Genomic DNA, 22,090 nt, shown 5'->3' with positions numbered 1-22,090 from the left:
ATCTCACTCCAAACGTAACAGATAAATCAATGTGTTTACCAAATGGCGTTCAGCATAAGGCTCCGGCCTTAACCCGCTAACGATATACTTTCCTCTCACCAAGAAAGTTGGTGTTCCAGTCAATGCAAGCGTTTTAAATCTTTCCCTATCGTCAGATAATTTCTTTTGGGCGTAAATATACGAATCCTGATACTTCTCCGCCGAAAGCCCTAAATCCTCAAAGAAAATTTGTAGATATGATTTCTCGGACAGACGATTATACTTTTTTAGCTCCCACGATAGTGGCGACCTGATAACCTGAAACATATACTTATGATATTTACTTTCTAGGCCGTTAAATTTTAATATATATGAAGCAATTGCCGCAGGTTCGTACCTATACTTCTTACCCATAACAACAGGAATTCTTTCAAAAGAAATTTTTTCGGGAAGGTGCTCGTACAGTCTATCGATATCTGTTTCTACCCGATAGCAGTACATACATGCATAATTAAAAAACTCAATAATCGAGCCACTATACTCTAAGCGCTCTGGCTCTATAATATAATAATCCTTACCTGCTATAAACTCCTGGGCTGAAGAAGTGGAATTAATTACTACCAAAAACAGACCTACCCAAAAAAATTTAAACATTCTCAAGCCTCCCCTTCTCCAAGGTAAATACATTATCTGCAGAATCAATAACACTATCTCGATGTGCAATCATTAAGATTATTTTATCCGAAAATGTTTTCTTAATCTCTTCAATAATATACCTTTCTGTTTTATAATCGAGCGAGGATGTACTTTCATCGAAAATAATAACATCAGGATTACGCAAGAATATTCGAGCGATGGTGAGTCTCTGCCTTTCTCCACCGGAAAGCTTTAACCCTCTCTCTCCGACTATAATTCCGAGCTTTTCTGGAGATCTATCTACAAGATAGCTCAACTGTGCTTTAGAAAGAGCTTCATATAGATCTAGATCAGAAGCATTCGGGTTTGCGACTCTGAGGTTAAACTCAAGAGATTCATTAAATATTCCGAGATCCTGAGTCACAAGTGAAAATTTTTCATGAAAAATATCATCATCAATATTATAAATATTTACCCCACCATATTCGACTTGCCCACTCTGAGGCCGTATGAGCCTCATTATCAGCTTGATCAATGTTGTTTTACCAGAACCTGAAGAGCCAGTTATCACATTGAATGTGCCGGGTTTAAAGGTCATAGAAACATCATCAATGCCTTCACTTTCACCGTAGCGATAACAAATCGACTCAAGCTTAAGAGACGGCCTTGAATGAATTGAAATATTTCTACTCTTATAACCATCTATCTCAGACAGACGAATGATATCGATTAATGGCTTATACCCAGCGAAAGACTCAATAACATTACCTATAGTTTGAAGAAGGCTTTCATACGGCCGGCACACTTGGAACAAATAAGTATTAATCATTACGAATTCACCTATGCCTATCGAACCGGCTATTACTTTGCGGCCAGTGAACCATAATGATCCTAAAAATATAACAATGAACAGAGTTGACTTAGCCAAGCTCAAGCTCAAATTTTTCTTATAAAAATCCCTCCAAGCATTAATAAGCTTATTATTGTCTACATTGTATTTCTCGATTATTATATTTTTAGCATTCAAAATCTTTACTGTTTCAATACCTGAAACTATTCCATTAACTCTTTTCGCTGTCTCCATATTGAAGAATATGCACTGTCGGAAGACACGCGAGAGAGCATCAATAAAACGCCTTGAAATAAGGCCAAACAATAAAATATATACCAATATTACTGAGGTTACAACATAGTTTCCTGTGGCCAGCAGCACTGAGATCGCCACAGCCATCTCAAAAATGGTCGGAGCTATTGACTGCAAAGCCGACTGAATTAGGGTATTGTTGCTTGCTTTTGCATTGTTTAAAGCCTGTACAGTATATGCTGCACCTTTATCTATTATAGTATTAGTACCACACTTTAGCACTCCCTTAATGTACTCCTCACCTAATTTTGAATTTGTCTCATGTACAAATATTTGAGCACGACCATTAATGTAGTCCTTTCCACACTGTGAAAGCCATACAAAACCAGCCATTGCAGCCAATAGGTAAATGAAAGTGCTAGATTTTTGAGAAAGTGAATCTAGAACATATTGCAGAATTAGTGGGATTACAGCCGAAACCATTGAGCATACAACAACAGCGCCAAATATCCATATGGCCTCTGCTTTATGCCTCCGACCAATGCTCATGGATAGCACTTTTAAAGCATTCCTGAGATCTTCAATCATTCATATCACCAAAAGCTCATGAGGCAGCAAGGGAAATTCCTGACTATGGGAGTGAGCAAGATAGTAGCCAGAGAGGCCATTCAATAAGCCACAACCAGATACAAATCCACAATATTTATTGGAAAGCCCTTTACCTAAAGTCATTGATTCTTTAAAGATCCGGCTCCGGATTAATCTGGCCCCGACCTCTCCATTAGCAATAGATCCACTGCGCGTTGTCAAATCATTTAGATTTAAGGCAAATGCGTCATATGATAAATCCATACAAGAAATTACTTCCGAAACCGAATAGATAGATGATATATAATCAAGTGCGAGGTAAACTCCAGCTCCACCATAAGCCCAGCTAAAGTCATGACTATCCAACGCTTGCCGAGGCCTAACTCTTAAGTCAGGCCAATTTAGAGTCGGGCGATCAAAACAATCATACTCATATCTAAGAATTCCACTGATATAATAAAGGCATATATCACGCATTTCGGGAAATATTGTAGCGAACACACTAAAACAGTATGCAATCCCCGCCTGTCCATGAGCCAGGCCGGAAAGACCACGATGTTTTCCTAACGATAAATCTTGGTTGTTTTCATAAACTATCGTGCCATCAGGCAACTTTTTGCATTTTATAGTAAGCAGATTAAAAAGCTTAAAAGCAATATCTTGCCACTCTTGGCTACTAGAAACTTTCGCAAAACATGCAGAAAGTAACATTGCACCACTTATCCCAGCGACAAGTCCGTGACTTCTACCGTAATTATACGACCCACTTGTGATTTTTAAATCAATCCACTTTATTATTTTGGTAGTGAACGGCTCTAATTGCTTGTGATAGCTTTTGTATATTGGTAGCAGCAAAGATAAAGCACCTACGTATGCTCCGCCTACAGAGCTTTCCTCTCCTAGTTTCGTTGAGTTGAGTTGAGTCGTTCGATATAATTTGCTATTATTCGATCGCTAATCGTGCTTTCAACGGGTAATTTCTTGATCGCTGCCAAATACACAATGCCTCCAATACCGGAAAATATATCTAGCCCACAGGATTTTAACTCTAAACAATAATCATTTCTCGGCATGAAGAACACGGGCATTTTATTATTTAGTGCGAATTCATTTGCACAATTTATTAGCTTTTGATAGTTTTCTATCTCATAGCTTTTGGCATTAACTGACATCACCCTATATGCTTCGGCATAGCTCTTCTCGATATAAAATATCTCCTCATCTACGATTTTGTCATTTAGATCCTGAAGATATTGTAGCGTCCTTGACACACCTGTACATATATGGCGTAATGTTGTTGGTGTTTGTTGATAATAAGAATCAAGAATTAATGAATTTGCGGTTGTTATAAATCTCGGTACGTCGCCCAAATAGCAAGCTTTTATTTCTCCCCATTTCGCCTCATCTCCTTCAACATATTTGTTTTCCGATTCAAAACATTGCGTGATATATTCCTCCCTAATAACTGCCGACTTCAAAAGGGCAGGATGCATTGATGACTCAATAATAGTGGCGTAGCTATATGTAGCTTTGAAAATGAACCTAGTCCTAAAGTTTTCTATTCTTACAATGTGATCTACGAATTTCTCTTTATACTGAATTACTTTAGCAAAACCAAGTCGCAATCCTTGTTTAATATACTCTATATAGTCAATTGGGCTAGCTATTTTATTATCGAAACAAACCTCGTTATTCTTACTTTTTAAACGATACTCTGGAAAAATGTTGCCTATACCACAACTTTCTTCCGTTGGCGAGCCATTCCTGTCGAGCTTAAGGAAGCTTGGAAACAGGCCGGTCCGTAAAGCATTGGTGCTACCGCCCCCTTCAACACAGTGATGTAATGTTGTTTCAAGATCAACAATGACTGGAGAGCCAGCATGTATAATTATATTCTCATGATTGAGATCTGTTATACCTAAAGCACAACTAATTGAAGCAAGAACCCCCGATCTAAAATAACTTTCCGTAATCTGCTTTTCACTATTGAGGTCCTGACGAGGTCGCCAACTTACCCAACCAACCTCACCATGATCAAGATAATTTGGAAAATTCCAATCCTCAAAACCCATATTTTCTCTTAGAAAACCAGATATAAAATCATTAGTTTGCTTTTCCAAAGTTATATTTCGTAACTTTAGAGCAAACGCAGGTTTGTAGCTATCATAAAAAAGCACAATATTCTTATTAGCATCGTGACTTTCATCGCTCAACAAGAAGATGTTTGTAATATTATTTACCGAACTCAAATAGCCATTACTCACGAGTTCAAATTCTGCATCCTCAAAGCTTTTTATTATCAATGTAAAATTTTCTATCAGCGAAGACCCAAGATGATCTACCAGTGGCTCAAGACCTGGATATTTTTTTAAAATTGCAATATATAATTCATCACTATCCATTATGTAGTCTAGATTAACGTTTTCCAGTACCTCAGACAGGGACCCAAGCTCAAACTCCAAAACATGCCTCATATATAGATCAATTTTATTTGCTGCATATCCAGCCAGTGCTGTCACAAGCTTTCTATGGATATCTTTGCGCTTATCAAAACATGTTCTTTCTAGGATATCATTAATTATTACCTCAACAAGAACCCTATGTTTACCATTATAATTTGCTGCAGTAACACAATCGCCACCATTGATTGCTGTTGCGTATATCACTTCTGTTTCTCTTTTAATGGGCGCGCCACCACCCAGGTGGCGCGCTTTTGACTTAGTGGAAAACAACTACTCCATTTTTTTCTTCGGAGGTGCACATACAAGTTCCGTTCATTACGGAATCGGTCGAGTATGACGTTAGGCAGCATGCGTTCCAACACTGCGTACAAAGACTAGTTGAGGCTATCAACTCATCCTCACCATAATTTATTGTTTCAATTCCTAACATGTATTCCGCAATAATTTGAGCAGGAGAGAGACACTCTTTAAAATTTTCAGAATTTGCGTGGCGTTTGCTTATAGCATCGACAAGCAGACTATTCGTAGTTGCATTCATTATATTCGCACTCTTTAGTTGAATTAATGTGTTAATTGAGTCAGACATGTCATGTCAGACTCAATTAAATCACTATCTACCCGAATACTGATCAAGGGAGTGAGTGGGACAAATTTATTCTATGTTTTAGATGGTGTAACGCTACTTGTCAGGAGCGCAGCTTCTACAGACACATCAACTGGTCCAACTCAGCGTTTGGCAGCCGTGAGTTGACGGAGAGAAGTGAAAATAGATCCGGTCCATGGCTTGGCTTTCCTTCTTCTAGAAGACGCTCTAAACAATATCTGTCTAGTGAGACTAGTATATTTGGTTTCAATTTGCAGGAAGGCAAGCGATTAAGTAACTTTTAGTTTTCGCACCTTGTTTCGAGAAATTTCAGCTTGGTCTATTGGGGAGCCGCTGGACAGAAAATTAAAACTACTGCTCATACATCTCCGTTCAGACTCCATCGGGATGGAATAGCCCAGCATTAAATGACGGCAGTACTGATTGTAAAAGCAGATGTAGTCGAACAGATTTATCTACGCCCCAAATGCCAGAAATCTCCAATTGATGCTGGCCCTGAAAACACCAGCATGGCTACTATTATTACGTTCCGGGAGGCATCTATATAAACGCACCGAAATGCTATCCAGCCTGCAACGGGCTCTCTACCTACCCGTTCGCCGTGTCAATTGCTTTACCTTCCGAAACCTGTAAACTTTCGAGCAAGCTGTCCAAAGAGCGCAGAAAGGACGGTACACTAAGGATACTATTATGCTCAGCAGCCAGCTCGATGATATCGACCTTAGGACTCAGATCCTGCCAACGCAGAATCTGCGATGAAGCAATAGTCTGATGGGTCTGGCACAAGTGAACACTCAAAGCCGTATCGAGCTTCGGGATACTCGCCTCGGCCAATAACCGACATGCTCGCTCCAAAGCCCAGGCGCTGACTTCAAACTGGGATCTTGAGAGCACAGCGCTCAGTTTCTCCTCATTGACGGTATAGAGGTACTTAAGCAGCCCAGCGAACGAACTGAAACCCTCAGCCCCTTTCACTATCAGGCAGTGCTTGTCGAGTCCGTACATCTCCACCGCATTGGCGACCAGTCTCAACCACTGCTTGGTGCGCCCCTTGCCAACCATTGGCGCATAATCCAAACCCGAGTCTACTACTACTACATGTCTAACTCTGATGCCATGGCGCACCAAGCGTTCACACAGGTTCATCGCTAGAATGCCACCCAATGACCAGCCAACCAGCACCAAGTGCCCTTGACTGGGAATGTCCAGCAACGAATTGACATGAGCTTCGAGCAACGCTTCAAAAGCCAGTTCGCAGTCAGGACCGATGCTGGCCAATGCAGGGCTGCTCAATCCGAACAGATTGCAACGCCCCGCATAGCGTGTCTGGAGTGTGCGATATGGCTCGAGATGCCCTCCGGCAGCATGCACGAAGCACAAACTCAAGGCGCCAACAGAAGCCTGCTCGAAAGTCGATAGCTTCGACAGAACCAGAGGTACCACACGGATCTTCTCAGCCAGCTCGACCAATGAGGACGCCTCCAAGATGTCCGTGATCGATAGGTTAACTTGCCAATGCGTGGCTCCTTTGACTGCCAGACTAACCGCCTGCAGAGATGTGCCGCCCAACTGATAGAAGCTGTGCTGTGGATCGAGCTCCGCCATTGGTCTGTCTAGAACCACAGAAACAATTTCCATGAGCTTGAAAAGGTGTTCATCCGCATCCCATCCAGAAGTGGATGACGCACGCATCGGTGCCAGCCTCCTCAAGCGGCTAGTATCCACCTTGCCATTGGCCGACAACGGGAATTGCTCATAAAAACCATAGTGCAACGGTTGCATGTAAGGGCTTAGCAGCAATGCCGCATGTGCTCGAAGCGTCGGCTCTAACTGTGCTGTCAACGGCGACGCAACGATATGGGCCTCTAGGTAGGAACCGCCTCCCCCCGTTGAGGATCGAATCAACACAACTGCATCACGTACGAAACTAGCGCGTTTTAGCACAGATTCGACTTCGCCAAGTTCGACCCTGTACCCTTGGATCTTGACCTGCTTGTCCTCCCGTCCCAGAAACTCGATGTAACCCGCTGTATGCCAACGTCCACGATCACCGGTCTTGTATAGGCGCTGCTTCAGTTGGGGATGGACGGTAAATTTACTCTCGGTCAACCGGGGGGCTTGGTGATAACCTCGAGCGACACCGTAACCAGCAATGTAAATATCGCCACTGACCCCGAAATCACAAAGCTCCAGTTGTTCATCTAGGACGAACATACCTTGGTTGGGCAATGCTCTACCGTAGGGGATACTGCCAAGGTAGACTTGGTCTTGCAGTGGATGGTAGATCGACCAGATGGAGCCTTCGGTAGCTCCGCCCAAGCTAATGATTTTGGCCTGTGGAAAGCAGCATCTAGCCTGTTCGATTAGCTTCGGCGGAATCCAATCGCCACTCAACCAAATGTGTCGGACTCCCGGAAAGGTATTCAGTCTCAACCCCTGAACGAAAGCGAGCATCATTTGTAGTACCATGGGCACTGAGTTCCATACGCTGACGTGGTTCGCATGAATGGCCTGTACCCAACTGGCAGGATCCTTACTTGCCGACTCGGACAACAGGACCACGCAGGCACCAGCAGTCCAAGTACCGAACAGGTCATATACAGATAAGTCGAAACTTATGTTGGAAATGGCCAAAACCCTGTCGTGTTGCGACACGCCGAAATATTGGTTCATTGCCAATAGTGTATTGCACACCGCCGCATGTTCGATGGCGACGCCCTTGGGTGTCCCTGTGGTTCCCGAGGTGTAGATCAAATATGCTAAATCAGAGGGGCTGATCGATGTATCACGGGTAAATGGAGCATGCTCAAGCTGGCACCACAGTATCCGCGAGGGCAATACCCGAATACCTGGGTACATCTGTTCATCGAGCACATCGCCGATCAGCAGGGTGCAACCTGATGACTCAAGGATACTGCGGGCACGCGATATCGGCGTGTCCATAGCCAGCGGAAGGTAAACTCGCCCACTAAGCACGGTAGCAAGCAACAGCAGGGCCTGCAGATAGCCCCGCTTGATCTGGACAGCGACAATCGCCTGTGGCTCGCAGAGCGAGTCAAGATATCCGGCTAGGCTCTTAGCACCGGCAAACAGCTGCGCATAGGTATATTGATCATTACCATCGATCACCGCAATATTGTCGGCGAAACGTGATTTTGACTGCTCCATCAGTCGATCGAGTGTTTGTCCAACAAACACATCAACCTGGTCCCCCATCGACAGTTCGAGTAAGGTCTTCCTTCGCTTCGGAGACATGAGACCGAAGCAACCTAGCGGTAGTGAGGGAGCCTTCATAACCTGCTCAAGCAAGTTGAGAAAATGCTGGGCAAACGACGCAATCCTGTCAAAGGAGAAGTAGTTGGGATGGAACTGCCACTCCAACGTTATCCTATCCTGGTGCAGGATGACCTCGAGTGCAAGGTCACTTTTAGGGGTTGAGTAGGTTCGTTGTACATCATGAACTTGTGCATCCACAAACTGCAGGTGGCTATCCTGCTGGTGTTGGCAAACGAAAAGAATCTGGTAAATTGGATTGAAATCACCACGTTCTGGACGAAGCTGCTCAACCACGTAGGAGAATGGCAAACCATGGTGCGGATGCGAGCGTATTAATTTATCTTGAGCTACTTGCACAAGATCAGAAAAGCTTTGTACTTCCTCTAGATTAAAATAAAGTGCAATAGTGTTTACAAAACTACCCAATGCAGTGTTAAGTTCAACATGGGGGCGATTGGCCACTGGAGTACCGATTACAATACGACGTTGCCGACTCAGCTTCGATAGCAGTAGAACAAAGGTGGCTTGCAGTACAACCGAGATCGAAACCCCATGGGCCCGGGAAAAGCCTTTTAAGGATTGCAAAGAGGCCTCGGAAAGTATCGAAGTCACTACGTTTTTGTGTAAATCAGTATGCTTCTCTACAGCATCATAGGCTAGGCCGTGGCGAGCCGGAGCATGCTCAAGTTCCTTCATCCAAAATGCCAAGCTTTCGTCGACCGAGGCTATGAAGGCAAACGGATTCTGAGCGTAACTCCAAGCAGCGGGTAAACAGTCCGGTACGAAAGAGAGATCTTGATAGGTGGCGCTCAACTCGTTGAGGAACTGACCAATCGACCAGCCATCGACCGCCGAATGATGGAACGTCAGGAACAACCAATGCTCGTCATCTCTAGTACGAACGATACGACAGCGGATTGGAACCTCACAACTGAGATCGAACGCACACTGGCTGCATTCCAAGGTGAAGTTTTCCAACCATTGCTGCTGTTGTGAAGTACTCAGTCCCGAAATGTCGGTCAGGGCGTCAGCAAACAAACTGGTAGGTAATACCCTAGTAGACATATGCAACTGTGCCTCCTGCAACTGATAGACCGTAGCGAAGATGCCATGGTGCTGCACCAGTCGAGACAACGCGTAAATTAAGCGCTCTACATCCACTGACCCGCTTATCCGCTTGCACAACGGAATATTGTAGAGCGCACTATGGTGTCTGAGGTTATCGAACACCCATAGATACTGGCCAGCATAACGGTTTACCACAAACGTTTCGCCCGGCCTGACCGAACGGATACCTGTCCGCTCATCTTGACTTTTTTCGGTGTCACTCAAAAACTCAAAAATCTGCGCTTTGCTATGCTGCCACAGTGCCTCGCCTTCATTATTAGTCGACCGACAAATATCCAAGCGCTCGGCACTGACCCGCTCGAATGCCCATCCTTTTTCCGCTAATTCGATTAGTGCAGACAAGCCATCCATATCCACTTTCTATTCTCCCGGCACATCTTCTCACTAGGGAAACTCCGAATAAGTCGCCATTTGACAAGAGGCCCTAGCAATTACGCGGTTTTCAGGGATGTTTCGTGCGAAAAAAGAACTTGTTCGAATTTTCCCTAAGCGCGTTCATTATGGGTGAGTTTGTCTCGTCAAACGCTCCGCGACCAACTGTTCGAGCTCTAGCAGCGAGGGGTTTTCCATGACATCGATGAACCCCAACGCCACACCCTGACGGCGCAAGGCTTCCAGCAGGCTAAGCAAACGAACCGAGTCCATTCCCAATTCAATTAGTGGCACTTGGTCGTCGGGTATCTCATTCAAGCCACACAGAGCACTGACCTGCCCAAGCAGAAAGGCTCTGATCTCATTGCGTTGCAGCCTTTGTTCTTCATTGACTGTCAGCATTTCTTGGCCTTGAGCAATTGCAGCTGGACCTGTTGCCTTAAGGCCCTGCGACTCAGTTTGCCAACCCCCGTCGTTGGAAAGTGCTCAACCTCAATGAAGACATCCGGTAACTTATAATTGGCCATGATGCCATGCAAGTGGCGCTTGAGGTCCGTAAGATTGGTGCTTGAGTTGGCGATGACAATACCGACGATCCTATCGCCCACGTACTCATCCACTTGCGCGACAACAACCGCATCACTGACAAGGCCAGTTTTGATGATCACATCCTCCGCCTTCTCAGGTGATACTTTCTCGGCACCCTTGTTGATCTGGTCCTTGAACAGGTCATCCAATTCCAGTGCTCTGCCGCGCGCCCTCTTGAAGACCGAGTACTTAAGAGTGCGGAGTTGTCGGTAGGTAATGGTGCACTCGCCGCCCACATTTGCCGGTGAATAGGCAATACGTCGTGCATCAGTATCGAGCAACGAAACGAAGGTCTCTTCAGCCCAGTAGTTCTTTTCAATATACAAGCGATTGAAAGACTCTGGCCAATTCGGTGTCTTTTCTCTTATATCCACAACCTGCTCCTTGGTGTGCAGTTGTTGTTCACAAGTTCAAACGGTATACAGTGCGCTGCTCCAACCTATGGCAGGGGCTCCCTGAGTATCGAGTGATTTCTTTCAGCCATTGGGCAAAGCTACAGACTTTCACATCGGGGTTGAAACTTTGCGCTCGTGCGAACAGGCGATCCCGAACAGACATGCGTACCCGCCCTGGCCGGCCGGCTAATTCAGCAAGCAGATTACGCATGCTTACGAAGCATGGCGGCAAGTTCAGATCTGGGAAGTAACCTATACGCACAGACCAGTCCACGATCAGTTCTTCCTGATGTTGCCGCTCCTGCAGCGCGTGAGGTGAACATGTGTGAAATTCCAGCCGTTTGCATTCCGCAGCCGACAAGATGTGTTTTTCGAACCAGCGCCGGCCCTCCCGATCGGTAACGATCAGTGCACGCTCCAGATTGTGCATCTGTAGTTGCCTGAGCCTTTCCAGGCATCGCTGCGACCAAGCCGGATAGGCTTCTGGACGGTGCGGCATGATGAAGATTGCGTATTGCACTGCGGGTATCTGTGTCACAGGCCAAGCTTGGCCTTGATGCCATAAGCCGCCCTGTACATCGTGCCAGTACAGCCTGTCTTGGACAGAGCAGTCTTTGCCCACTGGCTGAGCATCGTCATTACGACTCACGACCAAGTAAAGGTCCAGCTTTTCGGCCAATCCTTGCAGATCAGCAAAGTGGTGCAGCGGATGCGCTTCGAGGAAAACCGTGCGCCGAGCTGACCATTGCACAGGAGAAGGTGGTTTCAACAATGCATTGCGCAGTTCCAAGCAATCAACTTGCAAACCGAGTTTCGTTATTTCCCGAACAATATAGGCAAGTAGTCCCTTCAGGGTCTTCGAATCAAACACCGTCTCCATAGTCAATGCCAAGCCGAGTTCGGCATTCAGCCGGTTGACCATACGCAATGCCATTAACGAGTCACCGCCCTGCTGAAAAAAATCGAGAGCCTCATTGCTTCCCAAGCTTTCGCACCAGATCATGCGCACATGCTGCTCGAGCCAGCCCTGCCGCTCAACAATCTTTGGCAAGGACAAGGGGGGCGTCTTTTTGCCATGGCGCTGGAGCTGGGCACGATCGATTTTCCCCGAGAAAGTTTTGGGAAGTGGCGAGGCATGCCAGTGATAGCTGCGCGGCAGGAACTCAGGCGCTATCTGAGAGCCCAAGTCTCGGCGAACCGTCTGCTCTAGTGCTGGATCACCATAGATATGCGCGCTCAGTGACCGAGGAAAGATACTTTCTTGCAGTACGACGCAGACTTCCCTGACTCCGGCACAGGCTTCGATCAAGGCCTCCAGCTCAGACAGATTCAGCCGTTGACCGGCGATCTTCACCTCATGGTCTAGGCGGCCCATGTAGTGCAACTGGTTGTCCCTGCCTAGGAGTGCTAGATCACCAGTGCGGTAGCCACGACGCATTTTTCCATCGATGCAGATCTCGACGAATCTTTCTGTAGTGCGTTCTGCATCACCTAGGTAACCTTCGGCGAGCGTATCACCGAATAGCAGCAGCTCACCACTCGCTCCTTGTGGCAGAAGTGTTAGCCCAGGGCCCAGGATCGCGCACTGCACTCCGGCTAAGGGGCGCCCTATCGAAGCCCCTTCTGCCTTGTCCAGCAATGCACAGGTGGCAACTACAGTAGCCTCTGTCGGCCCATAGGAGTTGAATAGCTGGGGACTATCACCGACTTTCTCGAACCAATGGTATAGAGCCTGCTCGGACACACGCTCCCCACCGATGACCACAAGGCGTACCCGGGTACGCTTCATCATATGGGCATCCATGGCAATAGCCATTTCATGCCAATAGGCTGTGGGTAAGTCAAGGACAGTGATCGCCTGCATAGCACAGAAGCTGAGGAAATGCCGCGTCGACCTATGAGCATCGGCTGGACGAATCACCAGCCGAGCACCGGCGGTCAATGCCCCGAAAATCTCCTCAATGCAGGCATCGAAAAAATGCTCCGAGAAGTTGAGTACTACATCCGTAGTGTCGAAGCCATATCGATTAACCGCCGTGCCGACAAACGCATCCATTGCTTGCCTAGATATCTTCACTGCCTTGGCCTTACCAGCGGTACCTGATGTGAACATCAAGTAGGCAAGCGCACCGAATCCGCTTGTGCCCTCACCCTGCAAACGCGTGAAGCGCAGTGCCTCATATCCTTTTATCTGCAGGTACTGCGCACTTTCCTGCCACCCGGCAGAGTCGCTAGATACTTCCTGCCTGGCCACCAGCAAGGCGTGAGTAGCATGCTGGACCAGGACCTCTAGCATCTGTTGCGCCCTCATGGGATTGAGAACGACGAAAGGCACACCCAAGCGCAGAGCTATCAGCATGAAAAGGATGGAATCGCTGGAGCGAGGCAAATCTAGTACTAACAGATCAAAAGCCGCACACTCTCGCAAAGAATGAGCCAACCGCTCGACCTCATCAACCAACACCTGATAAGTGATACTTTGCCAGTTCTCCTGTGGATTGCAGATGTCTGTCAGCGCGACCTGCTTTCCTTGGTTCTGAGCACGGTCGAAAATCGAACTGAGTACATCCTGACGTGCGCAAGCTCGAGCCCCTTCCAGCCAAGCCATGGGCCTAGGCCTAGGCAGCGCCGACAGATGGATTTGCGGTTGCGCCATCAGGGTGCGAACGACGTTCAACAATCCACTAACATGCATTTGCAGGTCGCTCGCGGAGTACAAGCGGCCATTGGCATCGACGGTGACATGCAGCCTTGACCCGGCCAAGTCAGGCCTGACAGTGAAAGCGATGTCGTTGACTGCACCCGCCCTGATGTTCCGCACTTCACTTTCCTGCTGTATGTCAAACATAACGTGGGGCGTGAAGGGCAAGATATTCAGCACGGTATTGAAGGGCAAGGATTGCAGGCCACTGGACAGCGCTCCAGCGGGATACTGCTGGTGACGCTTGAGTTGCGAGAGGCGGTCACTGACAGCTGCCAGGGTCTGCTCGACGCTGGCCTCAGCGCAAAGCTCGACGGACAGTGGCAAGACATTCACGCGGCAAGCGGGGACCGCCCATTCGGCTGGCGCTTTCCGGGCTAGCATGGGGATACCAATAACCTGCCTACGATTTCCGCTCATCATCCACAGATAGACCAGCAAGCTCGTTATCAATCGACTTGGCCAATCTACCTTCTCCGCCATGAGGCCAAACCACCCCGTCGGCACAGGCTCTTCACAGGAGAAACGCAGGCACTCTCCTGCATGTTGTGGCTTCGGGCTGAGGCTTGTTGGTTCCGGCAGCAAGGACACTTGGTGTTGCCAATAATCATAGTTGAGAGCATAAGTGGCTGATTCCAGATAGGCATCTTCTGCAGATACGACGGCAGAAAAATTCGAGGCTGTCCGGTCGATTACTACTGCTCCTACAGAGCGATAAGCTTTGGCCACCCGACTTAAGACCTGAAGCATGGCAAAAGCGTCAAGTACGAGATGGTGACTGCAGAAGTACCAGAGTTGACAGCTGTCGCTGATCCTGTACAGGCATTGACGGTACAAAACATCGTTAGTGATATCGAAGGGCTTAGCTGAGTCCACCGTCATTTGGCTCAAAGCAATCTCGAAACCTGTTGAGAGACCACGCAGGTCAACCAACTCGAGCTTAACTGGACGCGGCAAGTGTTGCTGCCTACCATGGCCATCATGAGAGCGAAAAACAAAGCTCAACGTCTCTATATCTGCCAGCACGCTTTTATTGGCTTGATAGAACCGATCAACATCAAACTCGCCTTCAATAACAACATATTCAGCCACATTGAAATCAGCTTTATTATCACGCAACTCATGACCATAATAAAAACCCTCCTGTGCGGCCAGCAGCCGATAGCTCCTTTCGAGCATGCCCATATCCTTGCAAAATTGACTTCCATAAATCAAAAATCAAAGCACTCAACAACACAAGATAGCCATCAGCAATGAACATTACTCCCTAGGCTATGCACTAAGAGCATGATTTCAAATGTAACACTTCCTGTAGAATTACAGGATGTATGCCATAGCAGCAACAGTTAAGCAGAGCATAATCCATGCTGTATTCCGGAGCCTAATTTTCATGGCTTTATCGCAAGATGTAAAATCAGATCCGCCATCATGAATTCGGCAAACGGCTTAGAGCGCATACCCTGTACCAGATACTTCCCTCGAACTAGAAAGGCAGGAGTTGAAGTAATCTTGAGCTGTCGAGCTAATGCTTCTGTTATTTCGATGCGAGCTTTGGCACTCTTAACTGCTGCTTCGTATATTTTTGCATCTGTACCCATATCCATAAACAGCGTACGCACGTTTTCCATACTTGAAAGTCGATTATAACGCTTGATTTCCCACGGGAGCGGCGCTCGAGCCAGTTGGAACAAGTAGTGACGATACTTTTCCATATAGCCTAGCTCATCAGCGATCCAACCCACATAGGCTGCAGAGTTAAAACGCTCGCCCTTGCCTAAAACCAATGGCAAACGGGTTAATTGGATGTTCTCAGGTAGATGCTGTTCAAGATACGCAACACCGCCTTCCGCTCGAAAACAATAAACACAAGCAAAATTATAAAACTCTACAACTTTATCTTGATAGCCTTCAATATCTGCTGACAAAGTTTTGTAATGCCGTCCCTCCACATACTCATTAGCATTAACACCATTTCCGACAAGCGCCAAAAAAGCAATAAAACAACAAAATAACAACTTCTCACCATTCATTTTCTGGCAAACTATCGTATGCAAGACTTTGAACTTTCCAATTGCCATCAACCAACACCCATATTTCCACTGCCTGAATCCGGCCAATTAATTTATCTCCCTCGAACACCGCAGAGTTGGCATTAATTACAACAAGACTACCCGAGCGACGCTCCAGCATTAAATCGTAATCTACAAACCGAGTACTCCGTGAACTCCAGCGATCGCTAAAATTAGCGCCGCGCATACGTTGAAAGCGCTCTTTACGCAGTATGGTTTTCCCTCCAACGGTGACGGAAAAATCCTCTGTTTCCATATATTGCAATTTTTCAGTGTCGGCTGCGATATAAGCGTTCTGCCAAGCAATGCGATTTTTTTTAAGATCATCCATGATTCATTCTAATAATGTTAGTTTTGGCAAATTAACTTTGGGTTGATCGGCGATAGCGAAGCACCGTAGGGCCTTTGCCCAAGCCGCAAAATCATTAGTACTGAATAATTTGAGAATTTCAGTTTGTATAACATCCAACATCTGATTTTCTTCTTCCAATGGAAGAGATTGCCTAAACTCGGGCTTGTTGAGCAGGGTATCCAGCATAATCTTTGCTATGTCATGGTACCGCAGTCGTGGTATAGCAAAAGAAACATGCAAGGAAGGTGCATCCATAGTTTTCACATCGTGCCAATAGCCACGTGGTACATAGACCAGCTCCCCAGGTCGTAACATTACCTCTTTTATCGGCGGTGTCGTTGGTGCATCGTATTTAAAGCTTTTCTGTCCAGGTAACGGATCTGTCAGGGTCGGAGCGTGAAAGGTCCAGAACTTTGAACCACTGACTTGTAGAGCAACGACGTCGTGGTCATCGTAATGCAGTCCAAAGCCTGGTTCTTCTGTCCATGAAGCGTATAGGTTGGCGGAAGTACGACAATCAAAAATATAGCTTAGCGAACGACGAATCGTCTCGATGGAATGAAAATAACTATGACAGCGATCAAGAACGAGGGTACAACCGTCGTTCAGTGCTTGCAACAGTCGTTTAGGGCGAATGCTTGGAATAAGATCACCGGTTTCAGTGACTCCATAGCCCATAAAACCAGCATAACCTCGACTATAAAGATTTTTTTTAGCAATTACTCTCAATCGAGGATGGTCAATAAGATCACTACTAAGAAGTGTATTGAGCGCTTCCCAAGTCAGAAGCTCTGATGTATCTAAGGGGTTGTTTGAGAAATGAATAATACCTTTTCCAATTTGATCACGTATATGGCTATCTGCAAACAATTCAGAAACGTGCTTACTCAACAGTGGATCGGGGACATGTGCTGACTCCAATGGGTTTGAGCCCAACAGTCGAAAGTTCGTATACATTATCGCTTTCCTCCTTAATGAGCGAAGTGTCATGGGTAATCACTAACAGACATGCATTCTGAGCAACTGCGTCAATAAGCAACCTAATATTTTTAGTATTTTCCGAATCAAGCGCCGCGGTTGGCTCGTCAAGGATAATTAGCGGAGCACTCTTCAAGAGCGCACGAGCTAAGCTGATACGCTGCTTTTCACCACCAGACATTTTCTGCCCGCGCTCTCCTACCTGACAATCAAGTCCACCGCGTTGATCATCAAATAGATAGCCGAGACCGACTTTATTTAATACTATCAGCAACTCATCATCAGTGGCATTTGGATTGGCCACCAAGAGATTTTGCTTCAGAGTAGAATTGAACAGTACAACATCCTGGCTGGCGATAGCCATATTTGCACGAATAGACTCCTGACTTAAATGCTGACAATCATAACCATTAATAGTTAAACGACCAAAACTAGGCTTGGTGAGACCGCATAGCATCCTTACTATAGAAGACTTGCCAATACCACTTTTCCCTACAACAAATGCAAGCCCATTAAGATGCAATGTACCTTGAAGCTTAGTAAATATCTCGCTGCCGTCGCGTGACTGCAAAGATAAATCTTCAAAACGCAATAGTATTGGTGCCCCTGGTCTAATATGCAGATCGATATTGCGCTCCGACTCGACTGACGCAAGATCAAGAATATCTTTCATTTGTGTCATATCATACAGACCTTTCTTGATCTGCCTAAATGACAAACCCAGCGAATTCAAAGGTAGAAAGATTTGAAACAAGTAAGCGGTAAGCATCAGATAACCACCGATGGTCATCATCTGGTGAGTAATGCTCAGGCTACCCCATATCAGAATTAATAAGCAGCCCAAAGCGGAGACCACTGACGTCAAGGTAGTCAGCCAATATAAATTACGCCTAGATTTTTGCTGGGCACTCAAGTATCTATCAATAAATTGCCAGTGTTGATTCAGCTCATCCTGAATCGGAATAAATAGCCTGACGCTTTCCTGGTTTAAATAGCTGTCATGAGTAAAAGCTGCTAGTGCCCTATCTGTATCAGATACCTCTGCGAGGAATGACATACGACGGTTAGTAAAGTAGAACACTATACTCAAGTACGCGGCGACAACACTAGCGATTACTGCTGCATACCCTAGACCAAAGAAGTAGGTGACAATGCCGATGATCAATAGAACATCCAGCGCTACAGGCATAACATTAAGAAATAACGCACGAGTTATGGACTTGAAAGCACTCAGACCAACTTGGACACGACGAATAACATCACCGGTATTTTTCGCAACCTGATAATCGTGATCAAAATTATGCAATGTTCTGAAGGCTTGGTGTCGCAGATGCGCTTCTTCTTCATCAGACAATTTAGAGCAAACGAACTCCTTAGCCCCATGTACCATCGGAGTAAGAAAGCGGATCGACACGAATAAAACTGAAAAAATGATAAGCGTATTCAAGTCTTTTGAAGCGCTGCTTAGCGTATCAATCGTGGCTTTTATTAACAAACCAAAGCCAACATTGCAAAAAGCGCCCAAAAGCGTAAGAAATACCAAAATTATTGCTAGCATTTGGTTTCTAGCAATGCGCTGAAAAATAAATTTCACGTTTATTCCTTTTGAGCAACGCCCTCTTCGCAGAGAAAGAGGGCGGCCTAATTAAACGTTACATTGTTGGACGTTCGAATTACAGCTACAATAAGCACCACAACTCTGACCACCACAATAGAAGCTGGCCGCATATGTGTTGATTATGGCCTTTACCATATCATCATAACTTTTCTCTCTCATACTAGCGGGAGTAAGTGTGCTTGCCGCATATGTAGTATCTTCATGGAAGACTGGACGTCGCAGACTAACCATCATTTCGCGAGTATAGCGCGTAGCGTACTCAGAGTACCATTTTATGAGGGTCTTTTCACCCAAAGTAGCCTTGATTAAATCAAGCTGTTTACGCATTTTTTGTGCTTTGGCCTGACCAAAAGTAATACCTTGAGAGCTTAAATTATTTATGCTTTTCTTCAGCTCAGTCTTTGAGTAAGGCACATGGTGTACCATGCCACCGAAGAACTTTAAGCAAAAAGCCTCATAGTCACGAGTAAAAAGTATAAATGTGTGCCACATTTCATCGATCATCAAGGTGGGCTCTTCAATATCCATATTGAAGCACTCTTGCTGAGCGAGACACGCGACATATAGGAATTTTTTCATTTCGGTGAAGATATCTTCGGCTTCTTCCCTATCAACGCGCCAAGCGTCTTGGAATTTATATAAGACATCTTCGTTTTTATAGGCCATAAGCATAGCAAAATCCGGAGTCGCCAGAGTGCCAGCCCGGTGTTTGACTGCAGTATTTTTCATTTGCATTCCTTCTTATTTCCTTGAGGTTACTCGCTTACACTTTCTTCCACAGCACAATCACATCCTAAATTGTGCACTATTACAGGTAGATAACTGCAGGCTGATATCTGCATTTTGATAATGAGAAGCATTCAATAGAACCATTGACCAGCACTATGCACTTAAGTAAATAAAAAATCAAAACCAGTATCTAAAAATTCCTTCACAAATGTTACTTTTTATTTCCAGCCAGACTATGCATGACAATCTGTAGAAGATGAGAAGCGCGAGTTACAGCCTTGAAGATAACGAACCATAGCTCACTTGCTGGACCTAAATAAGAACACAGGACAATCAAGGGAAGAAAAATCATTTATTATTTCAATAGATAATTGGCTGCTTAGGCCCCAGACAGAGCATGATAATTGATTGATATTTAGGACTTTTAAGACCCCATACGATCTCTAGGAGGTAATATACGGCAAGCTTTTTTGAAGATTATTAGTACTATCGCTCCATATTTGCCAATCATTTTGCCCAGTCCCAAGGCACACCCCGTTAAGCGATACACTGCAAGGAGCTGAATCTAGACCAGCTCATGGGCCATGCGATGGATCAGCAAGGCCGAATCTGGATCGGTGCGTATCGCTTGTGCTCCCCGCCTACCCACCGCCGCCGGACCAGGGGCCGCTGTTGGTCGGAACCGATCCCCAGCCGCCGCCTCCGCCGGACACCGGGCTGGTATCAGCGGGGTTGGTGCGGCTGTGGAGGATGTTGTAGCCGGCCCGGACGGTATCGCCCACCGGCTGGATGGGTTTCTGCCCCTTGCCGCCATGGTTCTGGCCACCGACCCAGGGCAGGCCGTTGTTGCCTTTCTGCTGTTCGGCCTGGGCGATGGTGGGGTCGGGAGACGAGGCGGCTGCGTTCTACCAGGCGGTCGCGGTGGCCGCCTGCTTGACCTTGTTGCCCAGGATCCAGTCGATCGTCCGGGCCATCCCACCTCCCAGTCAGGCGACCTGGAGGATCGGTGCCGCCTCGGTGGCCAGCCAGATGACCGCCACGACCAGGCACACGGTGGTGGCGAATTTACCCCACTCCTCACGGGCGCGGGCCCCCTTGAACGAGGCGATCGAGGCGTTGGCCCACCAGCAGGAACGCGACGGTACAGATGATCAGGCCCATCACGATGCCGAAGTCGTAGATGTACCCCTGCATGTTCTTGACCAGGCTGCCCTAGGTGTTTAGTCCCGAGAAGTAATGGCCAGGATCGCCTTTGAAAGGCTGCGGATCCTTATGCCATTGTTCCAGGATAAAGCCAATCGGCGTACGCCCTTTCAGCGCGCGTAACGGACGAGCGCTGTTATATGCCCAGAGGTCATCTCGACCGGCAGCGGGGGGCGCTGGCTGAATGGGTGCGGGGAGCCTGCAGCTTCGCCAGCACTCCAATATGGTGGCCTGCGCCCTGGCCAGCAAGCTGGCTCGGATCGCCTGGGCCCTGGCCACGAAACACACGCGGTTTGACGCCGGTCCGGACACCTTGCCCGCTTGATCCCAAGCTGCACCGTACAGAAACATCCTTTCGGTTTTGCGATAGTGAACGACTGATGACGTGAACGGCACAGCGGCCTGGCGAAGAACCTGACATGTGAAATGGCATTCGATGCCGATGACGTTTTCAGGATCGACGGGCGCGACTCTCATCGTGGCGCGGAGCATGCTCCAACTAGACGCCGGATAGATTTAGGCAAGCCAACACCCATCGTTGATCTCTATTGCAAAAACAGGGGTGACCATAGATTCACATGAGGAGCCATAGAAACCCACAGGCCATGGCTACCATGCTCTCGTAATTTCGCTTCAGCTTGTCGTAGCGGAACGCTACGGCTCGGTAATGTTTAAGCCGTGCAAAGGCGTTCTCGACCAGATGCCGGTAGCGATACAGCCCCCGGTCCAGATCGCCATTGCCCTTGAGCGAGTTGCGCTTTCGGGGAATGACTGCCCGTGCGCCCTGCGCCTCGATCTGTTCGCGGATGCGCTCGCTGTCATGGCCCTTGTCGGCCACGATCGCCTCGGCAGACGGCAACTGCGCAATCAACTCGGGGGCCGAAGTGCAGTCGTTGACGTTGCCCCCGGTGATCTCGAAAGCCACCGGCAAGCCATGCGCATCGACGGCCAGGTGGATCTTGCTCGTGTGTCCCGCGCGGCTTTTGCCGATAGCCTCGGGCTGATCGCTGGCAGCACCGCTACTGTGCTGATGGGCCTTCACGTAGGTGCCATCGATGAAGGCCCACTCGAGATCGGGCTCCTCGATCAACGCCTGGGAAACCTTGAGCCACTTGCCGGCCGCCGACCACGCATTGAAGCGCTTGTAGACCGAGCTCCAACGCCCGAAGGCGCTGGGCAGGTCTCTCCAGGGGCAGCCGGCGCGCATCCGGCAGAGCATCCCCTCGACCGTCATGCGCAGATCCGGCTTGTGATAAATGGCTTGCTGAAGCAGCACGTTTTCCAGCTTCGACCAGAGTTCGTCACTGAGCATCAAGCGGGGCATTGCA

14 protein-coding genes and 1 pseudogene are annotated in these 22,090 nt (G+C 47.2%); 1 reads left to right on the top strand and 14 read right to left on the bottom strand.

The features are described 5' to 3' along the window. Positions 1–3 precede the first annotated feature (3 nt). From AVCA_RS23965 to AVCA_RS25900, 13 genes are all read right to left on the bottom strand, one after another. Positions 4–633 carry a thiol:disulfide interchange protein DsbA/DsbL gene (locus AVCA_RS23965; RefSeq protein WP_236616349.1) on the bottom strand — a complete coding sequence of 210 codons (630 nt, stop codon included), beginning with the start codon at positions 631–633 and terminating at the stop codon, positions 4–6. Next, the gene (locus tag AVCA_RS04385; RefSeq protein WP_012699627.1) at positions 626–2,287 is read right to left on the bottom strand and encodes an ABC transporter ATP-binding protein; all 1,662 of its coding nucleotides are present in this window, start codon (positions 2,285–2,287) and stop codon (positions 626–628) included. The genes AVCA_RS23965 and AVCA_RS04385 overlap by 8 nt, the downstream gene beginning before the upstream one ends. Next, on the bottom strand, positions 2,288–3,142 hold the full coding sequence (locus tag AVCA_RS23960; RefSeq protein ID WP_232294630.1) for a lanthionine synthetase LanC family protein: 855 nt from the start codon (positions 3,140–3,142) through the stop codon (positions 2,288–2,290). It abuts the gene before it with no gap. Between the two features lie 44 nt (positions 3,143–3,186). Further along, a complete protein-coding gene (locus AVCA_RS04380) occupies positions 3,187–5,019 on the bottom strand; it encodes a DUF4135 domain-containing protein (RefSeq protein ID WP_004543203.1) in 1,833 nt (610 codons plus the stop codon). A gap of 922 nt (positions 5,020–5,941) precedes the next feature. Next, entirely contained in the window at positions 5,942–10,108 is a 4,167-nt protein-coding gene (locus AVCA_RS04375; RefSeq protein WP_012699625.1) for a non-ribosomal peptide synthetase, read from the bottom strand. A 147-nt stretch (positions 10,109–10,255) separates the two neighbouring features. After that, positions 10,256–10,531 (bottom strand): phosphopantetheine-binding protein, encoded by a 276-nt coding sequence (locus AVCA_RS04370; protein WP_041806940.1) that lies wholly within the window; start codon positions 10,529–10,531, stop codon positions 10,256–10,258. Beyond that, entirely contained in the window at positions 10,525–11,091 is a 567-nt protein-coding gene (locus AVCA_RS04365; RefSeq protein WP_041806938.1) for an AMP-binding enzyme, read from the bottom strand. The genes AVCA_RS04370 and AVCA_RS04365 overlap by 7 nt, the downstream gene beginning before the upstream one ends. A 28-nt stretch (positions 11,092–11,119) precedes the next feature. Then, on the bottom strand, positions 11,120–14,998 hold the full coding sequence (locus AVCA_RS04360) for an AMP-binding protein (protein WP_012699624.1): 3,879 nt from the start codon (positions 14,996–14,998) through the stop codon (positions 11,120–11,122). A 203-nt stretch (positions 14,999–15,201) separates the two neighbouring features. Further along, complete coding sequence (locus tag AVCA_RS24350) at positions 15,202–15,843, bottom strand: thiol:disulfide interchange protein DsbA/DsbL (protein ID WP_232294634.1); 642 nt, start codon at positions 15,841–15,843, stop codon at positions 15,202–15,204. Further along, positions 15,833–16,213 carry a hypothetical protein gene (locus AVCA_RS25905; RefSeq protein WP_139239968.1) on the bottom strand — a complete coding sequence of 127 codons (381 nt, stop codon included), beginning with the start codon at positions 16,211–16,213 and terminating at the stop codon, positions 15,833–15,835. The genes AVCA_RS24350 and AVCA_RS25905 overlap by 11 nt, the downstream gene beginning before the upstream one ends. A gap of 3 nt (positions 16,214–16,216) precedes the next feature. Further along, positions 16,217–17,125, bottom strand: a complete 909-nt coding sequence (locus AVCA_RS24345; RefSeq protein ID WP_157158204.1) for a JmjC domain-containing protein — start codon at positions 17,123–17,125, stop codon at positions 16,217–16,219. Next, positions 17,118–18,806, bottom strand: coding sequence for an ATP-binding cassette domain-containing protein (locus AVCA_RS24340; protein WP_004543226.1), 1,689 nt, complete (start codon positions 18,804–18,806; stop codon positions 17,118–17,120). Before AVCA_RS24340 ends, AVCA_RS24345 begins: the two co-directional genes overlap by 8 nt. 51 nt (positions 18,807–18,857) lie before the next feature. After that, positions 18,858–19,559, bottom strand: a complete 702-nt coding sequence (locus AVCA_RS25900) for a glycine-rich domain-containing protein (RefSeq protein WP_139239967.1) — start codon at positions 19,557–19,559, stop codon at positions 18,858–18,860. Positions 19,560–20,893: 1,334 nt separating this feature from the next. Between AVCA_RS25900 and AVCA_RS26690 the strand changes: the two are divergent. Next, a pseudogene (locus AVCA_RS26690) lies at positions 20,894–21,087 on the top strand (IS110 family transposase); the annotation flags it as partial. Positions 21,088–21,336: 249 nt separating this feature from the next. Here the strand turns inward: AVCA_RS26690 and AVCA_RS04345 are convergent. Beyond that, positions 21,337–22,086: an IS5 family transposase gene (locus AVCA_RS04345; RefSeq protein WP_004543214.1), complete on the bottom strand. Its 750-nt coding sequence runs from the start codon at positions 22,084–22,086 to the stop codon at positions 21,337–21,339. Positions 22,087–22,090: the final 4 nt, after the last annotated feature.

Origin of the sequence: Azotobacter vinelandii CA (genome assembly GCF_000380335.1) — a bacterium.
Taxonomy (GTDB): Bacteria; Pseudomonadota; Gammaproteobacteria; order Pseudomonadales; family Pseudomonadaceae; genus Azotobacter; species Azotobacter vinelandii.
Note: the sequence above shows the minus strand (reverse complement) of the source record. Positions and strands in the feature narration are given on the sequence as shown.